Origin of the sequence: Caballeronia arvi (assembly GCF_001544695.2) — a bacterium.
In the GTDB taxonomy this organism is placed as follows: Bacteria; Pseudomonadota; Gammaproteobacteria; order Burkholderiales; family Burkholderiaceae; genus Caballeronia; species Caballeronia arvi.
In genome coordinates this window covers 209,883-232,635 of the sequence record NZ_FCOM02000005.1, presented here as the reverse complement: position 1 = coordinate 232,635, position 22,753 = coordinate 209,883, and the positions used below count along the sequence as shown (strand labels likewise).

Below are 22,753 nucleotides of genomic sequence, written 5' to 3'. Positions count from 1 at the left end.
TCACATCCGCCGCACTTTCACCTTGCGGCCCTTCAGCTTTCCGGCGCTCAGCTTGCGCACGGCGTCGTCGGCGCTGGTCCGTTCGACGGCCACGTACGTGACCATGTCCATCACGTTGATCTTGCCGATCTGCTTGCCATCGAAGCCCGCTTCGCCGGTGAGCGCGCCGAGCACGTCGCCGGGACGAATCTTGTCCTTGCGGCCGCCCAGGATTTGCAGCGTCGCCATCGGCGGCTTGAGGTGACCCGGTTCCGCCGATGTCAGCTCGTCGAGCGGATGCCATTCCACTTCCTTGCGCTGCGCCTCTTCGATCGCGCCGACGCGCCCCATCTCGTCCATGCTCGCGAGCGACAGCGCCCAGCCCTCCTCGCCCGCGCGCCCCGTCCGGCCGATGCGATGCACGTGCACTTCCGGATCGGGCGTCACATCGACGTTGATCACCGCTTCCAGTTGCGCGATGTCGAGCCCGCGCGCGGCGACATCGGTCGCGACGAGCACCGAGCAACTGCGATTGGCGAACTGCACCAAAACCTGATCGCGCTCGCGTTGCTCCAGCTCACCGTGCAAGGTCAGCGCTTCGAAGCCTTGCGCGCGCAGCACGTCGAGCAGATCGCGGCATTGCTGCTTCGTGTTGCAAAACGCGAGCGTGCTCACCGGCCGATAGTGATCCAGCAACAGCCCGACCGAATGCAGGCGCTCATGGTCTTCGACCTGATAGAAGCGCTGCTTGATCTTCGCGTTGCTGTGCTGTTCGGTGAGCTTGATCTCGCGCGGATTGCGCAAGAATTGCTGGCTCAGTTTCGCGATGCCTTCCGGATACGTCGCCGAGAACAACAGCGTCTGACGCTCCTTCGGGCACTGGCGCGCGACGGACGCAATGTCATCGAAGAAACCCATGTCGAGCATGCGGTCCGCTTCGTCGAGAACGAGCGTGCGCACGGCGTCGAGCGAGAGGGTTTCACGCTGCAGGTGATCCATGATGCGGCCCGGCGTGCCGACGACGATATGCGCGCCGTGCTCGAGACTCGCGATCTGCGGACGCATCGGCGTTCCGCCGCACAGCGTCAGCACTTTCACGTTCTCTTCGGCGCGCGCGAGGCGGCGGATTTCCTGCGTGACCTGATCGGCGAGCTCGCGCGTCGGGCAGAGCACGAGTGCCTGCACGGCGAATCGGCCTGCATCGAGTTTCGAAAGCAGCGGCAGCGTGAACGCCGCCGTTTTGCCGCTGCCGGTTTTCGCCTGCGCGATGAGATCGTGACCCGCGAGCGCCGGCGGCAGGCTCGCGGCCTGGATCGGCGTCATCGACAGATAGCCGAGTTGCTGCAGGTTCGACTGCATCGCGGTTGAAAGCGGCAGGCTGCTGAATGAAGTATCGGTGGTCATGATTTCAGCGTGTTCCGCGCGGCGGAATGTCGGCGATCTGCTCGTACGTGGCCGTGCCGTCGTCGGCTTGATGGCGCTCGACGTAATTGCGCGCGCCGCACATCGGACAGCGGAACAGCAGGCCTTGGCCCTCGTTCTTGATGACGACGTCCGAAGGTTCCCATTCCGCGCCGCAGGACTGGTTTCGACAGGTAAACATGTGTTGGATCTCTTCCATGCGTGACGCGTTTGATCGGTTCAAAGGCGAGAGTGTACGCGCGCTTGGCAGTCGACGCGTCCGGAGCATGGTTTCCGCACCGCGCCGTTGTGACACAGGTTTTTGTAGCTTTCGATGATGTCGGTCATTGAATCGTCATCACGCGACTCGCCGCTTTAAAGATGCACATACGATACCTCTTCAGTGCGACGTGAACCGTTGTCCGATCAACGACTGAATCGAAAAGGGAGTCACCGTGTTTTGTTATCAATGTGAGCAGACCGACCGCACGGGCGCGCAGCAGGGTTGTGCATCCGCGAAAGGGAATTGCGGCAAGGATGCGACGACGGCCGATCTGCAGGACCTGCTGGTGCATGCGGTGAAGGGACTTGCGCAGTACAACAGCCTCGCCCGCGCGATGGGTCATGCGGACCGCGAAGCCGACCGGTTCATGCTCTATGCGATGTTCACGACGCTCACCAACGTGAACTTCAACGCGGGCCGCTTCGTTGCGCTGCTTCGCGACGCGGGGCATCACCGCGACCGCGTGCGGTCATCGTATGAAGCCATCGCTGCGGCCGCAGGCAAACCGGCTCAGCGCCCGGCCGGTCCCGCAGCATGGCAGCCCGCCGACGATCTCATGGGTTTGCTCGCGCAGGCGCAGACCGTGGGCATCGATGCGGGCATCGAGACGGTAGGCGCGGACGTCGTCGGTCTTCGCGCGCTGGTGCTTTACGGGCTCAAAGGCGTTTGCGCCTATGCGCATCACGCGCAGGTGCTCGGCAAGGAAAACGACGGGATCTATGCGGGTGTCGAGGCAGCGCTCTGCTTCCTCGCCGCCGATCCCGCCGATACCGATTCGCTCCTCGCGCAAGCGCTGCAACTCGGCAGCCTGAATCTCGACGTGATGGCGTTGCTCGACGACGCCAACACCGGCCGCTTCGGAGCTCAGGAGCCGGGTGCGGTTCGCATTACACCGGTGGCGGGCAAGGCGATTCTCGTCTCGGGCCATGATCTCGGCGATCTCGAAGCGCTGCTGGAGCAGACGCAAGGCACGGGCATCCGGATCTATACGCATGGCGAAATGCTTCCGGCTCATGCTTATCCGAAGCTCAAGTCGTACGCGCATCTCGCAGGCAACTATGGCGGCGCGTGGCAGGACCAGCAGTCGGACTTCGCGAATTTCCCTGGTCCGGTCCTGATGACCTCCAACTGCATCATCGAGCCGCGGCCGCAGTATCGCCAGCGCATCTTCACGACCGGACCTGTGGGCTGGCCCGGCGTGCGGCATCTGGAAAACCACGATTTCTCGGTGCTGATACACGCTGCGAAAGCGTTGCCGGGATTCATCGAGACCGCGGAGGAAAAAACCATCACGGTTGGCTTCGGACGTCATGCGGTCCTTGGCGTCGCCGACAAGGTGATCGACGCCGTGAAAGCCGGCGCAATCAGGCATTTCTTCCTGATCGGCGGATGCGACGGCGCCGCGCCGGGCCGCAACTACTACACCGAGTTCGCAGAACAGGCGCCGGACGACACCGTCGTGATGACACTCGGCTGCAATAAATATCGCTTCAACCAGCATGCATTCGGCGATATCGGCGGCATTCCGCGGCTGCTCGATCTCGGGCAGTGCAACGACTCGTATTCCGCGATCCGCATCGCGACGGCGCTCGCCGACGCGTTCGAATGCGGTGTCAACGACTTGCCGCTGTCGCTCATCGTTTCGTGGTTCGAGCAGAAGGCGGCCGCCGTCCTGCTGACGCTGCTGGCACTCGGAATCAGGAACATTCGGCTCGGGCCGACGTTGCCGGCGTTCCTGACGCCGAACATCCTCGCAATTCTCGTCGATAAATTCGCGATTCAGCCGATCGGCGATGCGCGTTCCGACCTCGCCGCCGCACTTTCGCGTAAGGCCGCGTGAGTCCATTTGCCGGATGCGGGAGCGCATCCGGCCATCACCATCGTGTTGCTATGACCTTTCGTATCGACTTGACGACACGTGACGCGCAGCGATTGAGTTTCGACTGCGCGTCCGATCAAGACTTGCTCACGGCCGCGGCGGCGGCCGATATCGTGCTGCCCTCGCAGTGCAGGAAAGGCAGTTGCGGTGCGTGCCATGCCACCGTCACGCACGGGGATTTCCGCATGGGCGATCACAGCGCCGAGGCGCTCTCGCGCGATCAGGCGGGCGCGATGCTCATGTGCAGAACGACGCCGTGCAGCGATCTGCATGTCAGCCTTCCCTACGACCACACGAAAGTGCTGCGTCAGCCGGTCCCGCGTCGGGTCGCCACGATCGTGGGCCTCGACACGATCGCGCGCAACACCGTGCGCCTCACGCTCGACATTCCGCCCACTGTAGAGGGTGGCTGTGCAGCCGAATTCGAACCCGGACAGTTCATGGAACTGGAGATACCGGACAGCGAAGAACGTCGCCCTTATTCGCTCGCGAATACGAGCAACTGGGAAGGACGGCTCGAATTTCTGATCAGGTTGCAGCCGAACGGCCGCTTCTCGACTTTTCTGCGTGAGCGCGCGCGCGTGGGCGAGCAAATCGTCGTGCGCGGTCCGATGGGCGGCTTCGGCATCCGCGAGGGCAGCCTTCGCCCGCGCTGGTTCGTCGCCGGTGGTACGGGCGTCGCGCCGATGCTTTCGATGCTACGGCGCATGGCCGACTTTCAGGAGATGCAGGATGCGCGGCTTTTCTTCGGCGTGAACGAGGAGAGCGAACTGTTTCTCGACGAAGAACTGGCGGAACTCAAGACGCGGCTGCCGCAACTGGCGGTCGAGCTGTGCGTCTGGAGGCCGGCGAGCGCGTGGGACGGCTTTCGCGGTACGCCCGTCGATGCGTTGCGTGGTGCCTTGGCAAACGCGAGCGTTCCGCCGGATATTTACGTCTGCGGCCCAGCCGCGTTGATCCGGGCGGCCGAGCAGCTTGCCGTCGCATCGGATCTGCCGGCGGAGCAATTCGCCAGCGAGCGGTTCGTTGCGGGCGAAGCCGGCATTTGAGGGCGCGTGCGCCGTGCTTCGCAAAGTCCGCAAGAAAAGCTAAAGCGGGTCGTGCTACTTTGCTTGCAACGATCCCTGGGAGTCGGCGATGACCGAAAAGCCTTATGAAACGCGGCTCGCGCGCGTGGTCGCGTATATCCACGATCATCTCGACGACGCGCTCGACCTCAATCGGCTCGCGGAAGTAGCGTGTTTGTCGCCGTATCACTGGCATCGGATTTATCACGCGTTTTACGGCGAGACGGCGGCGGCGACCGTGCGCAGATTGCGGCTGCATCGGGCGGCGAATGAGCTCGTGCAGGGCGCGGCGCCGATCGATTCGATTGCCGAGCGGGCCGGATATGGCAGCGTGCAGGCCTTTTCGCGGGCGTTTCAGGCGAGTTATCGGATGCCGCCCGGGCAGTTTCGTAGCGAAGGCGGCGCTGCGATATTCGATTCTTTCGATGAAGTTCGATCAGGAGATACGACCATGCATCAGGTTGATATTCGCACTCAGAGTGGCTTCACCGCAGCGGCGATGGAGCATCGCGGCTCGTATATGAATATCGGGCGAGCGTTCGAGATGCTGTTTCACTGGCTCGCCGTGCGCGGGTTGGTCGATCCGCGTGCGCGCTCGCTAGGGATTTATTTCGATGATCCTTCCGCCGTCGCCGAAGACGATTTGAGGTCGATGGCGTGCTGCGAGTTGTTTTCTCCCGGTGACGTGAAGTTCGAAGCGCCGGTGTCGCGCGCGGAGGTCGCGGGCGGGGAGTTTGCGGTGCTCACGCACGTCGGGCCGTATGCGCAGCTTTGCTTCGCGTATCAGTGGCTGTATGGCGAATGGCTGCCGAAGTCGGGACGCGAGACGGGAGAGGCGCCGGTGTTCGAGGTTTATGTCAGCGATCCGAGGGAGACGGCGCCGGCGGATCTGGTGACTGAGATTTGGTTGCCGTTGAAGGCTGATGCCTAGACTGGCCTCGCGCGCCCCTTGAACACCTGCGCGCGATGCCAGTCGATGAAATCGGCCGATGGATGATCTTCCGCGTGAACCGGCGCATTCAACTGATGACCGTGATGCCGCAGCAGGATTTCATCGAACTGCCGGGCTGATCCATACGCTGCGTCCGACACCAGAACCCGGCGTGCTTCCCCCAGCGTAAACGCGCCGAGATCGAAGAGCTTGTGATGCATGCAGCAGAGCGCGATGCCGTTTGCAACGACATCGGGGCCGTGCGCCTGATGCCATTTGATATGCGCGGCCTCGAGACCCACCGACATATTGCCGATGCGCACATCGAGATTGCACAACGCACATCGATATTCATATGCGGTCAGCACCGCGCCGCGGAACAACGGATCGCGCTTTTGCGCGGCGGGCGTGGAAATATCGAGCGAAAGTCCGACCGCGTCGAGTATGTCGCGATGGACGCTCTCGGGAAAATGGCGGTCGAGGAGCAGGCGCGCGACCGTTGCAATAGCGCGGGGATCGTCGTCGAAGAGACGCTGGACGTCGTCGATGAATCGTCCCGCCGCGTTCAGTTCGCGTAGTTGCTTCTTCGTGAGATCGAAGTGGAGTACGAGTTCATCGTGAATGGCGACTTGCCAGACGCGATCGCTGCGAAGATGAAGGAAAGGAAGCTCGGGATAGTACGTTTGACGCTGCGGGCCAAACTCGCGCAGCAAGTCGCTCAGCGTTTCGCCATATTCCGCGAACGGAACGATTCGGATATTCCGAACGAACAACCCGAGTGCGAGAAGCACGAGCAACGGTTTATGAGGCGCGCGCACGTCGCCGCGTCGCCAGACGTTGAGCTTCTCGAAACGGTGAAGAATCTCTGCGGATGTCGCGGCGTCCATTGCTGCGGCTTCTTGTTGTTTTTGATGCGCCCCGTAATCGCCGGGTCGAAACACGGCGATTACGGATTCATTGCTTTTGCTTACCCATCAAACGTCAATATTCCCCGCCCGCAACGCATTACTCTCGATAAACGCCCTGCGCGGCTCGACATCATCGCCCATGAGCGTAGTAAAGATGCCATCCGCCGCAATCGCGTCCTCGATCTGCACACGCAGCAGGCGCCGCACATTGGGATCCATCGTCGTTTCCCAGAGCTGCTCGGGATTCATCTCGCCCAAGCCCTTATATCGCTGCTTCGAAACATTGCGCTCGGCATCCGCGATTAGCCACTTCATCGCGTTCTTGAAGTCGTTCACGGCCATCGAACGCTCGCCGCGTTTGATCAGCGCGCCTTCACCGATCAACCCCTTGAACGTATCCGCCGTCGAAACGAGCTGCTTGTAATCAGCGGTGAGTTGAAGGTCTTCATCCAGCACGGAAACCTTCACGTTGCCATGATGACGTCGCTTGATATGCAGCGAACGCAGTTCACGCACCTGATCGTAAGCCGCTTCAACCGAAACCTCGGGCTTCAACGGATCGGCACGCAAGCGTTCTTCCAACCGCTTCGCCGAAGCCTCCGCCGCTTCCTGCGATGAAAGATCGATGACGACGCCGTCCATCACGGATTCCAGAGCGGCTGCGTCGTAGATACGGCTCAAACGGTCGACCACCGCCTGCGCCAGCAAGTAAGCGCGCGCCAACTCGCCCAGAGCATCGCCGGAAATAGGATCGGCGCCCTCGCTCGCGATCAGCTCCGACCCTTGCAGCGCCAGCTTCAACATATGCTGATTGAGTTCGTGCGCATCCTTCATATACCGCTCGTCCTTGCCCGCCTTGATCTTGTAGAGCGGCGGCTGCGCGATATAGATAAACCCACGCTCGACGATCTCCGGCATCTGCCGATAGAAGAACGTCAGCAGCAGCGTGCGGATGTGCGCGCCGTCGACGTCCGCATCGGTCATGATGATGATGCGGTGATAGCGCAGCTTGTCGAGGTTGTAGTCGTCCTTGCCAATGCCGCACCCGAGCGCCGTCACGAGCGTGACGATCTGCTCGGACGAAATCAGCTTGTCGAAGCGCGCCTTCTCGACGTTCAGCACCTTGCCGCGCAACGGCAAAATAGCCTGGAACTTGCGATCGCGCCCCTGCTTCGCCGAACCGCCCGCCGAGTCGCCCTCGACGATATAAATCTCCGACTTCGCAGGATCTTTCTCCTGGCAATCCGCGAGCTTGCCCGGCAAGCCGATGCCGTCGAGCACGCCCTTGCGCCGCGTCATTTCCCGCGCCTTACGCGCGGCATCGCGCGCACGCGCCGCATCGACGATCTTGCCCGTGATGATCTTCGCGTCGTTCGGCGTCTCCTGCAGATAGTCTTCGAGCGCCTTCGCGACGACCTCCTCGACCGGCGCACGCACTTCCGACGACACCAGCTTGTCCTTCGTCTGCGAGCTGAACTTCGGCTCCGGCACCTTCACCGACAGCACGCACGACAACCCCTCGCGCATGTCGTCGCCGGTCGTTTCGACCTTCGCCTTCTTCGCGATTTCGTTATCGATGATGTACTTGTTGATGACGCGCGTCATCGCCGCGCGCAGGCCGGTCAAGTGCGTGCCGCCGTCGCGCTGCGGAATGTTGTTCGTGAAGCACAGCACGCTTTCGTTGAAGCTGTCGTTCCACTGCATCGCCACTTCGACGGTCACGTTCTCGCGCTCGCCGACCGCGTGGAACACGTTCGGATGCAGCACCTGCTTCGCCTTGTTGATGTACTCGACGAAGCCCTTCACGCCGCCCGCGAACGCGAAATCGTCTTCCTTGCCGGTGCGCTGATCCGTCAAACGGATACGCACGCCGTTGTTCAGGAACGAAAGCTCGCGCATGCGCTTCGCGAGAATGTCGTAATGGAATTCGACATTGCCGAAGATCGTCGCGTCCGCCAGGAAGTGCACTTCGGTGCCGCGATTTTCCGTATCGCCGACGACGGGCATCGGCGAATACTGCACACCGTCTTCTTCGACGATCTCGCGGTTCTGCGCGACGCCGCGCGCAAACTCCATGAAGTGTTTCTTGCCGTCGCGGCGCACCGTGAGGCGCAGCCATTCGGACAGCGCGTTCACGCACGACACGCCCACGCCGTGCAGGCCGCCCGACACCTTGTAGCTGTTCTGGTCGAACTTGCCGCCCGCGTGCAGCTCGGTCATGACGATTTCGGCGGCGCTGCGCTTCGGATCGTGCTTGTCGTCGCGCTTCAGGCCGGTCGGCACGCCGCGGCCATTGTCGGTGACGGAAATCGAATTGTCCGCGTGAATCACGACGTGAATGTCGTCGCAATAGCCCGCGAGCGCTTCGTCGATGGAGTTGTCCAGCACTTCGAAAACGAGGTGATGCAGACCGGTGCCATCCGACGTATCGCCGATATACATGCCCGGCCGCTTGCGCACGGCCTCCAGACCTTCGAGGATCTGGATGGACGAGGCGCCGTAGCTGTTGTCAGGCTTGTTGTCGGGTTGCGAATTTGTGTTTTCAGTCATGGAATTTTTCCGGTTCTGCGTCACTGCTTCGACACTGCTTCGATAACGCTTCAATTACTGCTCTAACTTTTCAAAACACCTTAAAAACACCAAAGGGGCGAGCCGCCCCTTGGTGTGTTTTCGGTTTTGCGCGCTTTAAATGCGCATCGGCATCACCACGTATTTGAATTCCTCGTTCTCGGGAATCGTGATGAGCGCGCTGGAATTGGCGTCGCCGAGGCTCACGTTGAGCGTGTCGACCTTCAGATTCGCGAGCACATCGAGCAGATACGTGACGTTGAATCCGATATCGACGGAATCGCCCTGATACGCGATCTCGAGTTCTTCCTGCGCCTCTTCCTGGTCCGCGTTCGTGGACATGATCTTGAGCTGGCCCGGCTCGACGAGGCAGCGCACGCCCTTGAACTTGTCGGACGTCAGAATGGCCGCGCGCTGCAGCGAGCGCTGCAGTTCCTCGCGGCCGATCTCGAACGTGTTCTTGTGCGACTTCGGAATCACGCGCTGGAAGTCGGGGAACTTGCCTTCGACGAGCTTCGACACCAGTTCCACCTGACCGAAGCTGAACTTCACCTGCGTCGCGGCGATATCGATCTTCAGTTCGTCGTCGATATCTTCGAGCAGGCGTTGAAGCTCCAGAATCGTCTTGCGCGGGATGATGACTTCCTGACGCGCGAACGAGCCTTCGATTTTCATCGACGAGAACGCGAGACGATGGCCGTCGGTCGCGACCGCCATCAGCTGGTCGCCGTCCACGACGAGCAGCATGCCGTTGAGGTAGTAGCGGATGTCCTGCTGCGCCATGGCGAAATACACCATGCCGAGCAGCTGGCGGAACGTTTTCTGCGGAACCGAAAGGCTCGCGCCGAAGTCAGTAGCCTGGTTGACCGTGGGAAATTCGTCCGCGGCGAGCGTCTGCAGCGCGAAACGGCTCTTGCCGGAACGCACGGTCAGGCGCTTGTCGGAGAGGTCGAGCACGACTTCGCCCGAAGGCATTGCGCGGAGAATGTCCAGCAGCTTGCGCGCGGCGACCGTGGTGGCGACCTGGTCGCTGCCGACGCCGAAATCGGCGCGGGTCGTGATCTGGAGTTCGAGGTCGGTCGAGAGGAACGACACGTCGGCGCCGTTCTTGGTAATGAGCAGATTTGCGAGGATCGGCAACGTATGGCGGCGTTCTACGATACCGCTCACGGTTTGCAGCGGCCTTAGAAGATTATCTCGTTCGGTCTTGACCAGTTGCATAGAGTTCCTTCGTTGATATGACGGCCTGTCTGCCGGTTTCGCCACCAGAATTGCCCGACGGACAACCTCGTAACACGCGTTGCCGGCCCCCGCCGGTCACTCGCGAAAAACTGCGCTCGAAAGCCGCCCAGGCCACGGACGGCTAAACCTATATTGTGCCTCAAAACGGAACCGCTCCCTAGAAATGGGGGCATTTACGTCAAAAAACAGCCTCTCGAGCGCAATAAATGACGTGAGCGTTCCTCGCGCCGCTTCGCCCGGTCGTCAGCCCTTCAGCGTCTGCTCGAGCACGTGCAGTTCGTGGTTCAGTTGCGCGTCGTTGCCGCGCTCCGCACCGATCTTGCGCACCGCGTGCAGCACGGTCGTGTGATCGCGTCCGCCGAAGAGCTCACCGATCTCGGGCAGGCTCTTTTGCGTCAGCTCCTTCGCCAGATACATCGCGATCTGGCGCGGGCGCGCAATGTTAGCCGGCCTCTTTTTCGAATACATGTCGGCGACCTTGATGTTGTAGAAGTCCGCCACCGTCTTTTGAATGTTCTCGACGGAGATCTGGCGGTTCTGCACCGTCAGCAGATCCTTCAGCGCTTCCTTGGTCAGCTCGATGGTGATGTCGCGGCCATGAAACTTCGAGTACGCGAGGATCTTGCGCAGCGCGCCTTCGAGTTCGCGCACGTTCGAGCGCAGATGCTTCGCGACGAAGAACGCGACGTCTTCGGAGAGACTCACGCCTTCGGAAAGCGCCTTGCGCATGAGAATCGCGACGCGCATTTCCAGCTCGGGCGGCTCGATCGCAACCGTCAGGCCGGAATCGAAGCGCGAGATCAGACGATCGTCGATACCGGAGATTTCCTTCGGATACGTATCGCTCGTGATGATGACCTGCGCCTTGTTCGCGACAAGCGCTTCGAATGCATAGAAGAACTCTTCCTGCGTGCGCGACTTGCCGGAGAAGAACTGAATATCGTCGATGAGCAGCAGATCGAGCGAGTGGTAGTAACGCTTGAAGTCGTCGAACGCCTTGCGCTGGTACGCCTTCACGACATCGGACACGTACTGCTCCGCGTGAATGTAGCGAATGCGCGCGCCCGCCTTGTCCATCAGCAACTGATTGCCGATCGCGTGAATCAGGTGTGTCTTGCCGAGGCCCACGCCGCCATACAGAAAGAGCGGGTTGTAGGAAATGCCCGGGTTGTCCGCGACCTGGATCGCGGCCGCGCGTGCGAGCTGATTCGCCTTGCCGGTGACGAAGTTGTCGAAGGTCAGCACCGGGTTCAGTTTCGAACGCTCGTAGGCGGAATCGGTTTCACCGCCCGCCGACGGAGCGCCTCCCGGGCGCCACGTGCGCCGGCCCGCGGCGGCTTCGTTGGCGTCGAGGCTCGGGAGGTCGAGATCGGCCTGATCTTCCTGCGTGGCTTGCGCGGCCTGCTGAGCCGCTTCGGCCGCGAGCGCGTTGATGTGCGCGGTGGCGTTTGCGTGCGCGACGACGGTCGGCGGCTGCGGTGCGGCCGCCGAAGGCGCGGGTGCGCGCGGTGCAACCGGCGCGCTCGGACGCGGGGCCGCGGCGGGGCCGCCGCCGATCGCGTTGCGCGCGGTGGCCTTCGGATCGAGGACGAATTGCACGTCGATGGGCGCGCTGAAAAAGTCGCGCGCAACATCGGCGATGCGGCCCGAGAACTGGCTTTTCACCCAGTCGAGCTTGAAGCGGTTGGGAGCGGCGATGCGCAGGGTGTTCGCGTCGGCATCGAAGTCCACCGGGGTCAGCGGCTTGATCCACGTGACGTACTGCTGCGGCGTGAGTTCACGCGCCAGCAGTGCGGAACAGTGTTCCCAGAAATCGTTCATCGAATGCGGTCGTTATGGTTGCTCCGCACCTGCGGGCCGTGCTTGCCGAACGTTCGGCAAGTCCCGGCACAGCCGAGCAGGCATGCTTCGGAGGCTTACGCCGCAAGGGTTTGCGGGCGGACGGCGGGCCGAAGCAGCGGGCGGATATTTGGGAGTAAGGCGAGATTCTAACGCCAAACCAGGGCATCGCGCGAGTTATCCACAGGGTCAAATCAATGCGCCGGACGTGCCGGATTTGTGCCTGAATCCGTGTTCACAAGCGCTAAACTATTGACGGTCAATAGGAAAACGGTTTAAATAGCGGGTTCCGCGAAAACAGAATTCCTGAACCTCCGGACATCGCGCTTGCAGTGACCCCACTGGAGCCTAGCCCGCGCGGTCAATCAACACTCAAGTGAGAGCACCATGAAACGTACTTACCAGCCTTCCGTCACGCGCCGTAAGCGCACCCACGGTTTCCGCGTTCGCATGAAGACCGCTGGCGGCCGCAAGGTCATCAACGCTCGCCGCGCGAAGGGCCGCAAGCGCCTGGCAATCTAAGTTTGCCAATGGCAGCTCGCAGTCAGGTTCATATGTCAGCGAGCCGCCCACGCGCCGCACAGAAGTCTTGAAACAGGACATCGTTCAGTTGCCGGCGCAGGCCGCGTTCCCCAAGGCCGCAAGGCTACTGAAAACGGATGAGTTCTCATCCGTTTTTCGTTTGCGCCCCTGGCGCCGTTCGCCGCACTTCGTTCTGTACGGCAAGCCGTCCGGAAAGGAAGCGCGGCTCGGGCTGGTGATCGGCAAGAAGCAGGCGCCGCGCGCCGTCACGCGCAATCTGGTCAAACGGCTTGCGCGCGAGGCGTTCCGGCTGCGCCGCACGCAGTTGAACGGATTCGACATTCTCGTTCGGCTGCATGCGAAGATCGACCGCAAGGCGATGCCGAGCGCGAGCTCGCCGCCGCTTCGGGCGTTGATCAGCAGCGAGCTGGAAACATTGTTCGACCGTGCCGTGCGCGAAGCTGCGCGCCGCGCGGCCGAATCCGTGGCGGCGCCGCCTCATGCGCCCGCCGTCGACGAAACACCCGGCCCGTCAGGGTCATGAAGCGCGGATTGCGCCGGATTTGCCTCCCATCGATGGCGATTTCAGCGCGCGGCGCGAAGCTTATGCAAACGGCACTCATCGCGTTGTTACGCTTCTACAAGCTTGCTGTGAGCCCCCTGCTCGGCAACCGGTGCCGCTTTTATCCTTCCTGTTCCGACTACGCGCGCGAGGCAATCCAGTATCATGGCGCCGCGCATGGCACGTATCTCGCCGTGAAGCGGCTCTGCCGCTGCCATCCTTTTTCGGCGGGCGGCGTCGATCTCGTGCCGCCTCCCAACGCGCACGAATCGCGCACGGACGCCGAAGCCTCCGCGCAAGACAAGCTTTCAACACTAAACGGCGCTGAAGCGCTTTCCGATCGACACTGAGACAACGCATGGATATCAAACGCACCGTCCTATGGGTCATCTTCTTCGTGTCAGTTGTCCTGCTGTTCGACAACTGGCAACGCGACCACGGGCGCCCGTCGATGTTCTTCCCGAGCGCGACGCAGCCGGCCAAGACCGCCAGCAACCCCGCACCGGGTTCGGCCGCATCCGGCGCGCAGCCTTCCGAGCTGCCTAACGCGCCGGCCGGCGCCGCCGCTCCCGGTTCGACGACGCCGCCCGCCACGGCCCAGGCTCAACTCGTCAAGTTCACGACGGACGTGTACTCCGGTGAGATCGACACGCGCGGCGGCACGCTCTCGAAGCTCACGCTGATGAAGGAAGGCGACGGCAAGCAGCCGAACCTCTACGTCACGCTGTTCGATCACACCGCGAACCATACGTACCTCGCGCGCACGGGCCTGCTCGGCGGCGACTTCCCGAACCACAACGACGTGTTCACGCCGGTGCCCGGCCAGACGTCGATGACGGGCGATGAAAAGACGCTGAAGATCGCGTTCGAATCGCCGGTGAAGGGTGGCGTGAAGGTCATCAAGACTTACACGTTCACGCGCGGCAGCTATGTGATCAACGTCGACACGAAGATCGAGAACGTCGGCACCGCGCCGGTCTCGCCGAAGCTCTACATGGAGCTCGTGCGCGACAACACGCCGGTCGAGACGCCGCGCTTCTCGCATACGTTCATCGGGCCGGCGGTCTATACGGAACAGAAGCACTTCCAGAAGATCGACTTCTCCGACATCGACAAGAACAAGGCATCGTTCGAGCCCTCCTCCGACAACGGCTGGATCGCGATGGTGCAGCACTACTTCGCGTCGGCGTGGATTCCGCAGCAGGGCGTGAAGCGCGACATCTACGTGCAGAAGATCGACCCCGAGCTGTATCGCGTGGGCGTCACGCTGCCGGCGCAGACCATCGCGCCGGGACAAAGCGTGAATGTCGATGCGCGTCTCTTCGCCGGCCCGGAAGAAGAGCGCATGCTCGAAGGCATCGCGCCGGGTCTGGAGCTTGTGAAGGACTACGGCATGGTGACGATCATCGCCAAGCCGCTCTTCTGGCTGCTCGAAAAGATCCACGGTTATGTGGGCAACTGGGGCTGGGCGATCGTGCTGCTCACAGTGCTGATCAAGGCTGTGTTCTTCCCGCTGTCCGCGGCGAGCTACAAGTCGATGGCGCGCATGAAGGAAATCACGCCGCGCATGCAGCAGATCCGCGAGCGCCTGAAGAGCGACCCGCAGAAGATGAACGCCGCGCTGATGGAGTTGTACAAGACCGAAAAGGTCAATCCGTTCGGCGGCTGCCTGCCGGTGGTCGTGCAAATTCCGGTGTTCATCTCGCTGTACTGGGTGCTGCTGTCGTCGGTGGAAATGCGCGGCGCGCCGTGGATTCTCTGGATTCACGATCTGTCGCAGCAGGACCCGTACTTCATCCTGCCGGTGCTGATGGCCGTGTCGATGTTCGTGCAGACCAAGCTGAACCCGACGCCGCCCGATCCCGTTCAGGCAAAGATGATGATGTTCATGCCGATCGCGTTCTCGGTCATGTTCTTCTTCTTCCCCGCTGGTCTCGTGCTGTATTACGTGGTGAACAACGTGCTGTCGATCGCCCAGCAGTACTACATCACGCGCATGATGGGTAAAGGAAAGACGAAGGCGGCCTGAGCGCTGCGTCTGATTTGATCTGCATGTGGAAACGCCCGGCTTGCCGGGCGTTTTGTTTTCAGGCGGTGCGATCTCTTTTCTTCAATCGCCCAGTTCTCTCAGCGCGCGGAGGAGCAGTTCCTTTACCGCGGCTTTTCGCTGTCTCTCTCTGTCCGCGAAGGTGTCCGCCTCGTACGAAGCGGGTACTTAAGCCTCCTCCGGATAGGCATGATGCTCTCGATCGGCGCTTTGCCCGACGAGCCATTCAACAGACTTGCCCGTTAGCTGGGCCAGCCGACGCATGTTTGCCGGGTTAGGCAAATAGCGGGCGCCCAACCGGTTTTCAGCGGTGGTGTCCGAAATCGTCTCATCGAAGCAAAGGCGAGTGGCAGAAAATCGGCGAATCAGTGCGTTAGCGTACTTTCGCCAACGGCCTACGATTTATCCCAAATGCACGAGAAGTTGCCCGAACGCGCGTAACGACTGCTCACCGCGTCATCGATCCATAAAATTGCTCGACGAGTTCCTCGAGCAAATAGCGATGATGCGGCGACAGCGCTTCGATTTTCGTCGCCAGTTCGAGCGTCTCCTCCGACGCCGGATACTGTTCGTCACGGGCGAGCGGTTTCGGCGTCACTTGCGGACTACCGCTCGGCGGCGGCCCGTAATGCAGCCAGTGCTGATCGACCTTGAACCATTCCGCGAGGGTCTTCAGTTTGTCGACGGTCGGAATCGAGCGCGCGGTGAGCCATTTATGCGCGGTCTGAGGCGAAACCGGCTCCCCCTGGTAGCGCAGATTGAAATGCAATGCGAGATCCGTCGCGCCGCGCATGCGTTCGGGTGCGCGGGACATCGAGAATTTGAGCCGCTCGGAGAAATCGGCTTTTTCTTGCGGTGTAGGCATGGGCTGGATTGTGCAAGGCAATCGCTGATTACGAGTCAACTACACGGGCTACTTTTTACGTGAAGCTGCGTTCGTTTATCTTGATTAAGTGCTCTATCTAGCTGCCTAACAGCAGCTAGTTCTCACCGCAACGTACCACCCGGCAAGTGTTTGCTGGGCATTGCCACAAAATTCTTCTCTCGACGCCGACCTACGACAGTATCTCAAAAAAGATAACGTACGCGCTCGCTTTGTACCAGTGGCATACCGGCGCGCATCCTGCTCCGCGATACAATGCCGGCACTCTTGACCCATCCACTCCCACTTCCGTCATGCTGAGCAACGACACCGATCCGATCGTCGCAATCGCTACCGCGCCGGGACGCGGCGGCATCGGCGTCGTGCGTCTGTCGTTCGGCCGTTCGGGAGAAGGCGCCGCGCAGAAAGCCATGCAAGCGTTGTGCGGTCAGACGCTTGCGCCGCGGCATGCGAGCTATGTTCCGTTTGTCGACGGCAATGGCGAAGCGCTCGATCGCGGTATCGCCCTTTACTTCCCCGCGCCCCATTCCTACACGGGCGAGCACGTGCTGGAACTACAGGGACATGGCGGCCCGATCGTGCTGCAACTGGTTCTGCAGCGTGCCATCGAAACCGGTCGAGAATTCGGTCTGCGCCTCGCTGAACCTGGCGAATTCACGCGGCGCGCTTTCCTCAACGACAAGCTCGATCTCGCACAGGCAGAAGCTGTCGCCGATCTGATCGAAGCGAGCACGGAAGCGGCAGCGCGCTCGGCCGGCCGCTCGCTGGAAGGCGCGTTTTCGCGCGAGATTCACGCGCTCGTCGAGGATGTGATCAATCTGCGCATGCTCGTTGAAGCAACGCTCGATTTTCCCGAGGAAGAAATCGACTTTCTCGAAGCAGCTGACGCGCGCGGCAAACTCGCGCGCATCCGCGAGCGGCTCGACACCGTTCTCGCCGATGCGCGTCAAGGCGCGCTGTTGCGCGAAGGTTTGTCCGTGGTGCTCGCGGGCCAGCCGAACGTGGGTAAATCGTCGCTACTCAACGCGCTCGCGGGCGCGGAACTCGCGATCGTCACGCCGATTGCCGGCACGACGCGTGACAAGGTCGCACAGACGATCCAGGTCGAAGGCATTCCGCTGCACATCATCGATACGGCAGGGCTGCGCGATACACAGGACGAAGTGGAGCGCATCGGCATCGAGCGCACGTGGGGTGAGATCGAGCGCGCCGACGTCGTTCTCCATCTTCTCGATGCGCGCGAAGGCGCAACGCCGGAAGATCACGTCATTGCCGCGCGCTTCCCGGCGGGCGTGCCCGTCGTGCGGGTGATGAACAAGACGGATCTCGCAGGCGCGCCGGCCGTCGTGCGCGACGGCGCGAGTCACGCGCGTGAAGTGAATCTGTCAGCCAAGACCGGCGACGGAATCTCGCTATTGCGCAGCGAGCTTCTGAAGATCGCCGGCTGGCAGGCAGGCGCGGAAAGCGTATATCTGGCGCGCGAACGGCATCTGATTGCGTTGCGCGAAGCACGCGAGCACCTCGCACTCGCTGCAGAACACGCGGATCAGCACTCGCAGGCGCTCGATCTTTTCGCCGAAGAGTTGCGGCTCGCGCAGGACAATCTCAACGCGATCACAGGCGAGTTCACGTCCGATGATCTGTTGGGCGTGATCTTCAGCCGCTTCTGCATCGGAAAATAGGCTACGCGCCTGCGGGCTTGCCGACGTCGCGCAACTCCGCGCTGAGCTTCTCGATTTCGTCAGGTCGACCGTGAAACGCCGCTGGCGTGTTCTGAAACATCTCGATCCGATACGCGCCATCGCAGAGCGACAGCACGATCGTCTGAATCGCGTTCAAACTCGGTTCCAGCGCGGTCGCGCCGCGCGGCCACATGCCCGCGACGGCGCGCAACAACAGCGTCTGCCCGTTCGCCATGCGCCTCACTTCGCGGACCTTTGCCACGAAACGCGGCGTCGGATGCCCGGCGAAGATCGGCCGAAGGTGCGCCTCGATGCACGTGCGCCCGTCGATGACGCTGCCGTCGAAACCAACGAGGCTGCCGCGATCCGTGAAACGCGCCGCCATCGCTGCTGCGTCCTGCCTGTTCCAGTCCTCCAGCAAGCCGAAGTAGACGCGCCGCGCGCTCGCGGTCCAATCATCGGGCGTGCTCATGCCGCCTTCTTCCATGCTGCCGCGACGACGCCCGCGCCCATCAGGAGCGCGCCGCCCGTGCGGTTGACCGCACGCTGCACCGAAGGTTTGCGGATCGCCTTGCGCGCGCCGGACGCGAGCAGCGCGTACGCGAACGCATTGGCGGTCGCGAGCCCGACGAAGGTCGCTTCCAGGATCGCGATCTGCGACACGCTCGCCGCGTGCGGATCGACGAATTGCGGCACGAACGCGACGAAGAAGATGATGCTCTTAGGGTTCAGCGTCGTGACGGCATAGGCGTGCGCCATGATCCGGCCCGTCCGCAATTCGCCGGTGGGCTGCACGGCGTCCGTATCGATGACCGGCGCGCGCCACAGTTTGAGGCCGAGATACACGAGATAAGCCGCGCCGATCCATTTCACGACCATGAACAGTTCGGCGGATGCCGCGAGCAGCACGCCGAGGCCGAGCATCGATGCGGTCATTGCGGTGAGATCGCCGAGCGCGACGCCGACTGTCGTCGCATAGGCGTATTTGCGGCCGTGGCCGAGGGCGTAGGACACGACGAGCAACACGGTGGGGCCGGGAATCGCGACGAGAATCGCCGACGCGATCGCGAACGGCAGCCATTGAGCGAGGGTCATGCTGGATCTCCTTGGTTCGATGCGTCGATTTATCCATGAACCCGCGAGCATGGCAATAGGCCGTTCAGCCAGCTTGACGTCACGCGCCCGGCTCCTGGATACGTTGGACTTCGCGCACGCGTGATTAATGCAGTGCACCAAACGACGTCGAGAGGCAAATTGCCGCACGCTTACCGCTCAAAGCGTAAGCTTTCATTTCTATCTCGGCGCCTTTTCGAAGTATTTCATTCACCGCGACGCTCGCTCCCATATTTGAATGAGGCTGCGACATTCTGACGTGTTGCGATCGCACACAACATATGCTTGCAAGTTCAACGCCCTCAATTAGCATGAGTCTTGCGGTCATCCGCTTTTAATTACATAGCTAATTTCGAAACGGTTCCGTTTGGAGGCTATACATGAAGAAACGCGCCAGTGCTCTCTTCGCGATGATGGGTTTGTTCACAGCCGTCTCCGCGGCGCAAGCCCAAGACAACGTCATTCAGCCGCAGCAGACGTTCACCTTCCGGCCAAACTCGTATGGCTGCTTGTCCAAGGACAAGTTCGATTCGGCCGACCAGCACGCGAGAGCTGGCGAGCATCAGAAGATGCAGCAGTTTTTCGAGGGTTTCGAATGCATTTCGACTCCGGTTGAATCGCATTTTCGCGTGATTCGTGTAGTTGGGCATGACGTCGAATTCGTCAATGCCTCCAATAACGATACGCAAGGCATGTGGACCACCGATCGTTTCATCGATCAGTAAGCGGTTTTCTGCAATTCCGATAAAACAGTGATCGGCGCGATCCGAATCGTGCCGGTGATTTGATTTAGGCCCGAATTTATCGTCGGCGAAATACGCGCCCGCGGGATAAGTTCGCCTTGCCGTCTTCCAAATCAGCATCGATTCAACGCACAATGTCGCTTTCGCGCGACGTCGTCGTGCGTATCGACAATCCTTCCCGCCGGCCAAAAAACCGGCGTCCGATGCTGAATGGCTCTCAAATCCACGATATACAAGGCAGACCTCCAGGTTGCCGATATGGATCGCCACTACTATGGCGATCATTCCCTGACCATCGCGCGTCATCCATCGGAGACCGACGAACGGATGATGGTGCGCGTTGCCGCATTCGGCCTCTTCGCGGACGAGCGTCTCGAATTCTGCAAGGGCCTTTCCGATACCGACGAGCCCGACCTCTGGCAAAAGGATCTCACCGGACAGATTCAGACATGGATCGAAGTCGGCCAGCCCGACGAGCGGCGCATCTCGAAGGCGAGCGGCCGCTCGGACCGCGTGATCGTGATCGCTTACGCCGGCAGAACGGCGGACATCTGGTGGCAGGGCGTAAAGGGCAAAGTCGAGCGCTTGCAGAACGTGACGGTCTGGTCGCTGGAAGATGGCGTCGCCGAAGCGCTCGGCAAACTCGCTGAACGGACGATGCGTTTGCAGTTGATGATGCAGGACGGCGATGCGTCGCTGAGCAGCGAGCGCGTCGATCCCGTCGCGATTCGCTGGAACGTGCTCAAGGCCGGCGCGGCGTGACGTTCAGGCTTCGGGTGGTCCTTTGAGCTCGATCATGTTGCCCTCGGGATCGAACAGATAAAGCGACGGGCCGAAGCCTTCGGCCCCGTACCGCCGCGCTTCTTCGCCGATGCGCGCGCCATGCTGTTCGAGATGCGCGCGCAACGCATCGGCATCGAATGGTTCGACGCGAACGCACAGATGATCCATGTTGCGGCCCGCGCCCGGCGCGCCGCTTTCAGGGCGATCGATCTTTGCTCCGACGGCCAGCAGGTCGATAAGCGAGCGGCCGGCGCGCATCTGTACGAGCCCGAGATCGCGCTGCTCTTTCTCGACCGGACAGCCCAGCACGGTGCGATAGAAGTGCACCATGGTGTCGAGATCGGCGCAGCGAATCACGACGTGATCGATTTCGCGGATGTTGAAGTGCATTGTCGACCTCACGTTCGATGTGTGGCTCAGTTTACCTCGATGGTGGACAGCGACGGCGAGTGCCGAAATCAAAAAGGGCCTGACGTTTAAGCCAGGCCCTTTGAATTCGTGGGAGTAGGAGGATCGAACCCTCCTCCTACTCCCCACGACATCCCCTATCGTTGCTTGTCGTCCGGGCGTTGGCTTGCCAAGAGTTCCGTATTGCTCGGGACACTACATCGGGGAAGTTTAGCAAGTCGCTCGATACTCGTCATGTCGATGCTTCGAATCTCGAGCGCCTCGATGGTCACTTTGCCCCGTTCGCTCTGGCACGACTCGACTTGCGCAGAGGCTTACCGACATTAAGCGCCTTAGCTAATCCGTAGAACACCTGATATTCCAATCCGACCTTTACCTTAGGCGAAATGTTGGAATATTCGCGCTCACGGAAACACCAACGGAGCAGAGTTTCGTCTCGATCCGTTTTCTCGAAATAGCAAACGACATTTAGATCGTATAGGAACTGCAGAAAGTCGTTGGCAGTGGCCATGAAAGCCGGCTTATCCGCCGAAGTCGATGCAATGTGCTCTTCTAAAAGTTTAAATGCCGCTACATAAAATTCGTAATCAAACTTGTTTTTTCCATCGAGAAACTCAAAGAACTTAATAAACAACCCGTATTCATCAGGACTGTAGTAGAAAGAAAGATGATCCTTGACCTCGCCAAGAAGGTAATTGGAGTATGCGGTTTGAAAATCCGGTCCATCAAAGATTTTTTCGGAAAACACCGGAGCTCGCGGGTCGGACCTCAACTGCATATCTTTCAACAAATTCAGCATCGTTAAGATATCGCGTGGACGATAGTATGACCAGCGCAAGAATTCGACAAACGAAGTAGTGGGCAGATTAAAGGAATACGAATCTTTCGCACTTGAAGAATTCCAAGGAAAGTAGTGATCCCAAGCAGCAGTGCCTTCGCGAGTTTTCACTTGTTGTGACTCGAGCATATGCTCCGTCACCTTGAAAAGCTCGGAGGTGCGGTGCGCGTCATAAGTCGTTCGCCAATCAAGGAAGACAGAATTTTCGCGAAGTTTGGTATTTTGGTTTTGCAGACCAATTGAGTCGAATATGTCCGGTCGTATTAGCAGCACGGCTCGCAGACGCCCTTTAGAATCGCGTATTTTTGGGAAAAAATCGTTATTCAACTCCCAGATTGCATTGGCCAAGCCCTTAATGCATTCAAGGTAGTCATGGAAAGGGACGAAACTTGGTCGCACATCGATGCCATCGATAAAAATCAAATGGTTTTTGTTCAACTTCAGTGCACTAAGAGCGTCTTGAAACCGACGTTGAACATACAACAGATTCATCTGGAACCGCGATTCTGAGAATTGAATCGACTCCTTGTCCTCGCCAGCTAGCTTGAAATATTTGTGCACAAGTTCCGCCGAGAACTTGTTTTCCGACGCAAAGCTAATCGCGTAGGCGATTTCGGGAGAAAAAGCTCGATTGTAATAGTCATCGACCGCCTTATCGAGCGCACTGAACTTGGCACTGACCTTCGCTAAGAAGCCAGTGCCTTCAACATCTTTAATTTGCTGCGAAAGCAGCAACATTATAATAATTTTCCAAATAGCGCTATAGTCGGACAGTTGTAGTTGCTTGTCTTTTTTCAGCGCAATGAATTTCTGATACTCTGTCTCTCGAACATAGTTGATTGATGAACGAGTATTTTTGTATTCGTTATTTGAAAGATAAACCGAATAGGCAGTCTTACCTGTGCCCTTTTCGCCCATCAAAAAAGATATTTCCGGCTTACACAAATTATCGAGCGCATCGTTTCGAATGAACAGCTGATTGAGTGTATTCTTGTTTTCCCGCCTACGATAATTTTCTGCGTCAGCAAATCCAAAGCTTAACTCATCTACTCGTTTCATAGCGCCTCGTAACCTC

21 protein-coding genes are annotated in these 22,753 nt (G+C 60.2%); 10 read left to right on the top strand and 11 right to left on the bottom strand.

Going from position 1 to position 22,753, the window contains the following annotated elements:
* Together dbpA and AWB74_RS08765 are read right to left on the bottom strand one after the other, a co-directional pair.
* Complete coding sequence (gene dbpA / locus AWB74_RS08770) at window positions 1-1,383, bottom strand: ATP-dependent RNA helicase DbpA (RefSeq protein WP_061146372.1); 1,383 nt, start codon at window positions 1,381-1,383, stop codon at window positions 1-3.
* Window positions 1,384-1,387: 4 nt separating this feature from the next.
* Window positions 1,388-1,582 carry a hypothetical protein gene (locus AWB74_RS08765; RefSeq protein ID WP_061146435.1) on the bottom strand — a complete coding sequence of 65 codons (195 nt, stop codon included), beginning with the start codon at window positions 1,580-1,582 and terminating at the stop codon, window positions 1,388-1,390.
* A gap of 253 nt (window positions 1,583-1,835) precedes the next feature.
* Between AWB74_RS08765 and hcp the strand changes: the two genes are divergently transcribed.
* The 3 genes from hcp (at window position 1,836) to AWB74_RS08750 (ending at window position 5,540) form a co-directional block, all read left to right on the top strand.
* Window positions 1,836-3,503, top strand: a complete 1,668-nt coding sequence (gene hcp, locus AWB74_RS08760) for a hydroxylamine reductase (RefSeq protein ID WP_061146371.1) — start codon at window positions 1,836-1,838, stop codon at window positions 3,501-3,503.
* Window positions 3,504-3,553: 50 nt separating this feature from the next.
* Complete coding sequence (locus AWB74_RS08755; RefSeq protein ID WP_061146370.1) at window positions 3,554-4,591, top strand: FAD-binding oxidoreductase; 1,038 nt, start codon at window positions 3,554-3,556, stop codon at window positions 4,589-4,591.
* An 88-nt stretch (window positions 4,592-4,679) separates the two neighbouring features.
* The gene (locus tag AWB74_RS08750) at window positions 4,680-5,540 is read left to right on the top strand and encodes an AraC family transcriptional regulator (RefSeq protein WP_061146369.1); all 861 of its coding nucleotides are present in this window, start codon (window positions 4,680-4,682) and stop codon (window positions 5,538-5,540) included.
* On the opposite strand, the gene AWB74_RS08745 is transcribed toward AWB74_RS08750, so the two are convergent.
* From AWB74_RS08745 to dnaA, 4 genes are all read right to left on the bottom strand, one after another.
* Complete coding sequence (locus AWB74_RS08745) at window positions 5,537-6,427, bottom strand: phosphorothioated DNA-binding restriction endonuclease (RefSeq protein ID WP_061146368.1); 891 nt, start codon at window positions 6,425-6,427, stop codon at window positions 5,537-5,539. The genes AWB74_RS08750 and AWB74_RS08745 overlap by 4 nt on opposite strands.
* A gap of 87 nt (window positions 6,428-6,514) precedes the next feature.
* Window positions 6,515-8,998 (bottom strand): DNA topoisomerase (ATP-hydrolyzing) subunit B, encoded by a 2,484-nt coding sequence (gene gyrB, locus AWB74_RS08740; protein WP_061146367.1) that lies wholly within the window; start codon window positions 8,996-8,998, stop codon window positions 6,515-6,517.
* Between the two features lie 135 nt (window positions 8,999-9,133).
* Window positions 9,134-10,237 (bottom strand): DNA polymerase III subunit beta, encoded by a 1,104-nt coding sequence (gene dnaN, locus AWB74_RS08735; protein WP_061146366.1) that lies wholly within the window; start codon window positions 10,235-10,237, stop codon window positions 9,134-9,136.
* Window positions 10,238-10,501: 264 nt separating this feature from the next.
* Window positions 10,502-12,079, bottom strand: a complete 1,578-nt coding sequence (gene dnaA / locus AWB74_RS08730) for a chromosomal replication initiator protein DnaA (protein WP_061146365.1) — start codon at window positions 12,077-12,079, stop codon at window positions 10,502-10,504.
* 405 nt (window positions 12,080-12,484) lie between these two features.
* Between dnaA and rpmH the strand changes: the two genes are divergently transcribed.
* The 4 genes from rpmH (at window position 12,485) to yidC (ending at window position 15,210) form a co-directional block, all read left to right on the top strand.
* Window positions 12,485-12,619: a 50S ribosomal protein L34 gene (rpmH, locus tag AWB74_RS08725; RefSeq protein WP_004198824.1), complete on the top strand. Its 135-nt coding sequence runs from the start codon at window positions 12,485-12,487 to the stop codon at window positions 12,617-12,619.
* Between the two features lie 67 nt (window positions 12,620-12,686).
* Complete coding sequence (rnpA, locus tag AWB74_RS08720) at window positions 12,687-13,163, top strand: ribonuclease P protein component (RefSeq protein ID WP_061146364.1); 477 nt, start codon at window positions 12,687-12,689, stop codon at window positions 13,161-13,163.
* 62 nt (window positions 13,164-13,225) lie between these two features.
* The gene (gene yidD, locus AWB74_RS08715) at window positions 13,226-13,531 is read left to right on the top strand and encodes a membrane protein insertion efficiency factor YidD (RefSeq protein WP_061146434.1); all 306 of its coding nucleotides are present in this window, start codon (window positions 13,226-13,228) and stop codon (window positions 13,529-13,531) included.
* An 8-nt stretch (window positions 13,532-13,539) separates the two neighbouring features.
* The gene (yidC, locus tag AWB74_RS08710; RefSeq protein ID WP_061146363.1) at window positions 13,540-15,210 is read left to right on the top strand and encodes a membrane protein insertase YidC; all 1,671 of its coding nucleotides are present in this window, start codon (window positions 13,540-13,542) and stop codon (window positions 15,208-15,210) included.
* Window positions 15,211-15,676: 466 nt separating this feature from the next.
* Here yidC and AWB74_RS08705 read toward each other — a convergent pair whose 3' ends face one another.
* On the bottom strand, window positions 15,677-16,093 hold the full coding sequence (locus AWB74_RS08705) for a hypothetical protein (RefSeq protein WP_061146362.1): 417 nt from the start codon (window positions 16,091-16,093) through the stop codon (window positions 15,677-15,679).
* A gap of 311 nt (window positions 16,094-16,404) precedes the next feature.
* Between AWB74_RS08705 and mnmE the strand changes: the two genes are divergently transcribed.
* On the top strand, window positions 16,405-17,793 hold the full coding sequence (gene mnmE / locus AWB74_RS08700) for a tRNA uridine-5-carboxymethylaminomethyl(34) synthesis GTPase MnmE (protein ID WP_061146361.1): 1,389 nt from the start codon (window positions 16,405-16,407) through the stop codon (window positions 17,791-17,793).
* Between the two features lies 1 nt (window position 17,794).
* On the opposite strand, the gene AWB74_RS08695 is transcribed toward mnmE, so the two are convergent.
* Window positions 17,795-18,265 carry an SgcJ/EcaC family oxidoreductase gene (locus AWB74_RS08695; protein WP_061146433.1) on the bottom strand — a complete coding sequence of 157 codons (471 nt, stop codon included), beginning with the start codon at window positions 18,263-18,265 and terminating at the stop codon, window positions 17,795-17,797.
* Window positions 18,262-18,888, bottom strand: a complete 627-nt coding sequence (locus tag AWB74_RS08690; protein WP_061146360.1) for a LysE family translocator — start codon at window positions 18,886-18,888, stop codon at window positions 18,262-18,264. The genes AWB74_RS08695 and AWB74_RS08690 overlap by 4 nt, the downstream gene beginning before the upstream one ends.
* Window positions 18,889-19,286: 398 nt before the next feature.
* Between AWB74_RS08690 and sap1 the strand changes: the two genes are divergently transcribed.
* Window positions 19,287-19,631, top strand: coding sequence for a surface attachment protein Sap1 (sap1, locus tag AWB74_RS08685; RefSeq protein ID WP_061146359.1), 345 nt, complete (start codon window positions 19,287-19,289; stop codon window positions 19,629-19,631).
* 228 nt (window positions 19,632-19,859) lie between these two features.
* Window positions 19,860-20,411 (top strand): YaeQ family protein, encoded by a 552-nt coding sequence (locus AWB74_RS08680; protein ID WP_061146358.1) that lies wholly within the window; start codon window positions 19,860-19,862, stop codon window positions 20,409-20,411.
* Between the two features lie 3 nt (window positions 20,412-20,414).
* Here AWB74_RS08680 and AWB74_RS08675 read toward each other — a convergent pair whose 3' ends face one another.
* Together AWB74_RS08675 and AWB74_RS08670 are read right to left on the bottom strand one after the other, a co-directional pair.
* Window positions 20,415-20,822 (bottom strand): VOC family protein, encoded by a 408-nt coding sequence (locus AWB74_RS08675; protein ID WP_061146357.1) that lies wholly within the window; start codon window positions 20,820-20,822, stop codon window positions 20,415-20,417.
* 286 nt (window positions 20,823-21,108) lie between these two features.
* Entirely contained in the window at window positions 21,109-22,737 is a 1,629-nt protein-coding gene (locus tag AWB74_RS08670) for a P-loop ATPase, Sll1717 family (RefSeq protein ID WP_061146356.1), read from the bottom strand.
* Window positions 22,738-22,753 lie beyond the last annotated feature (16 nt).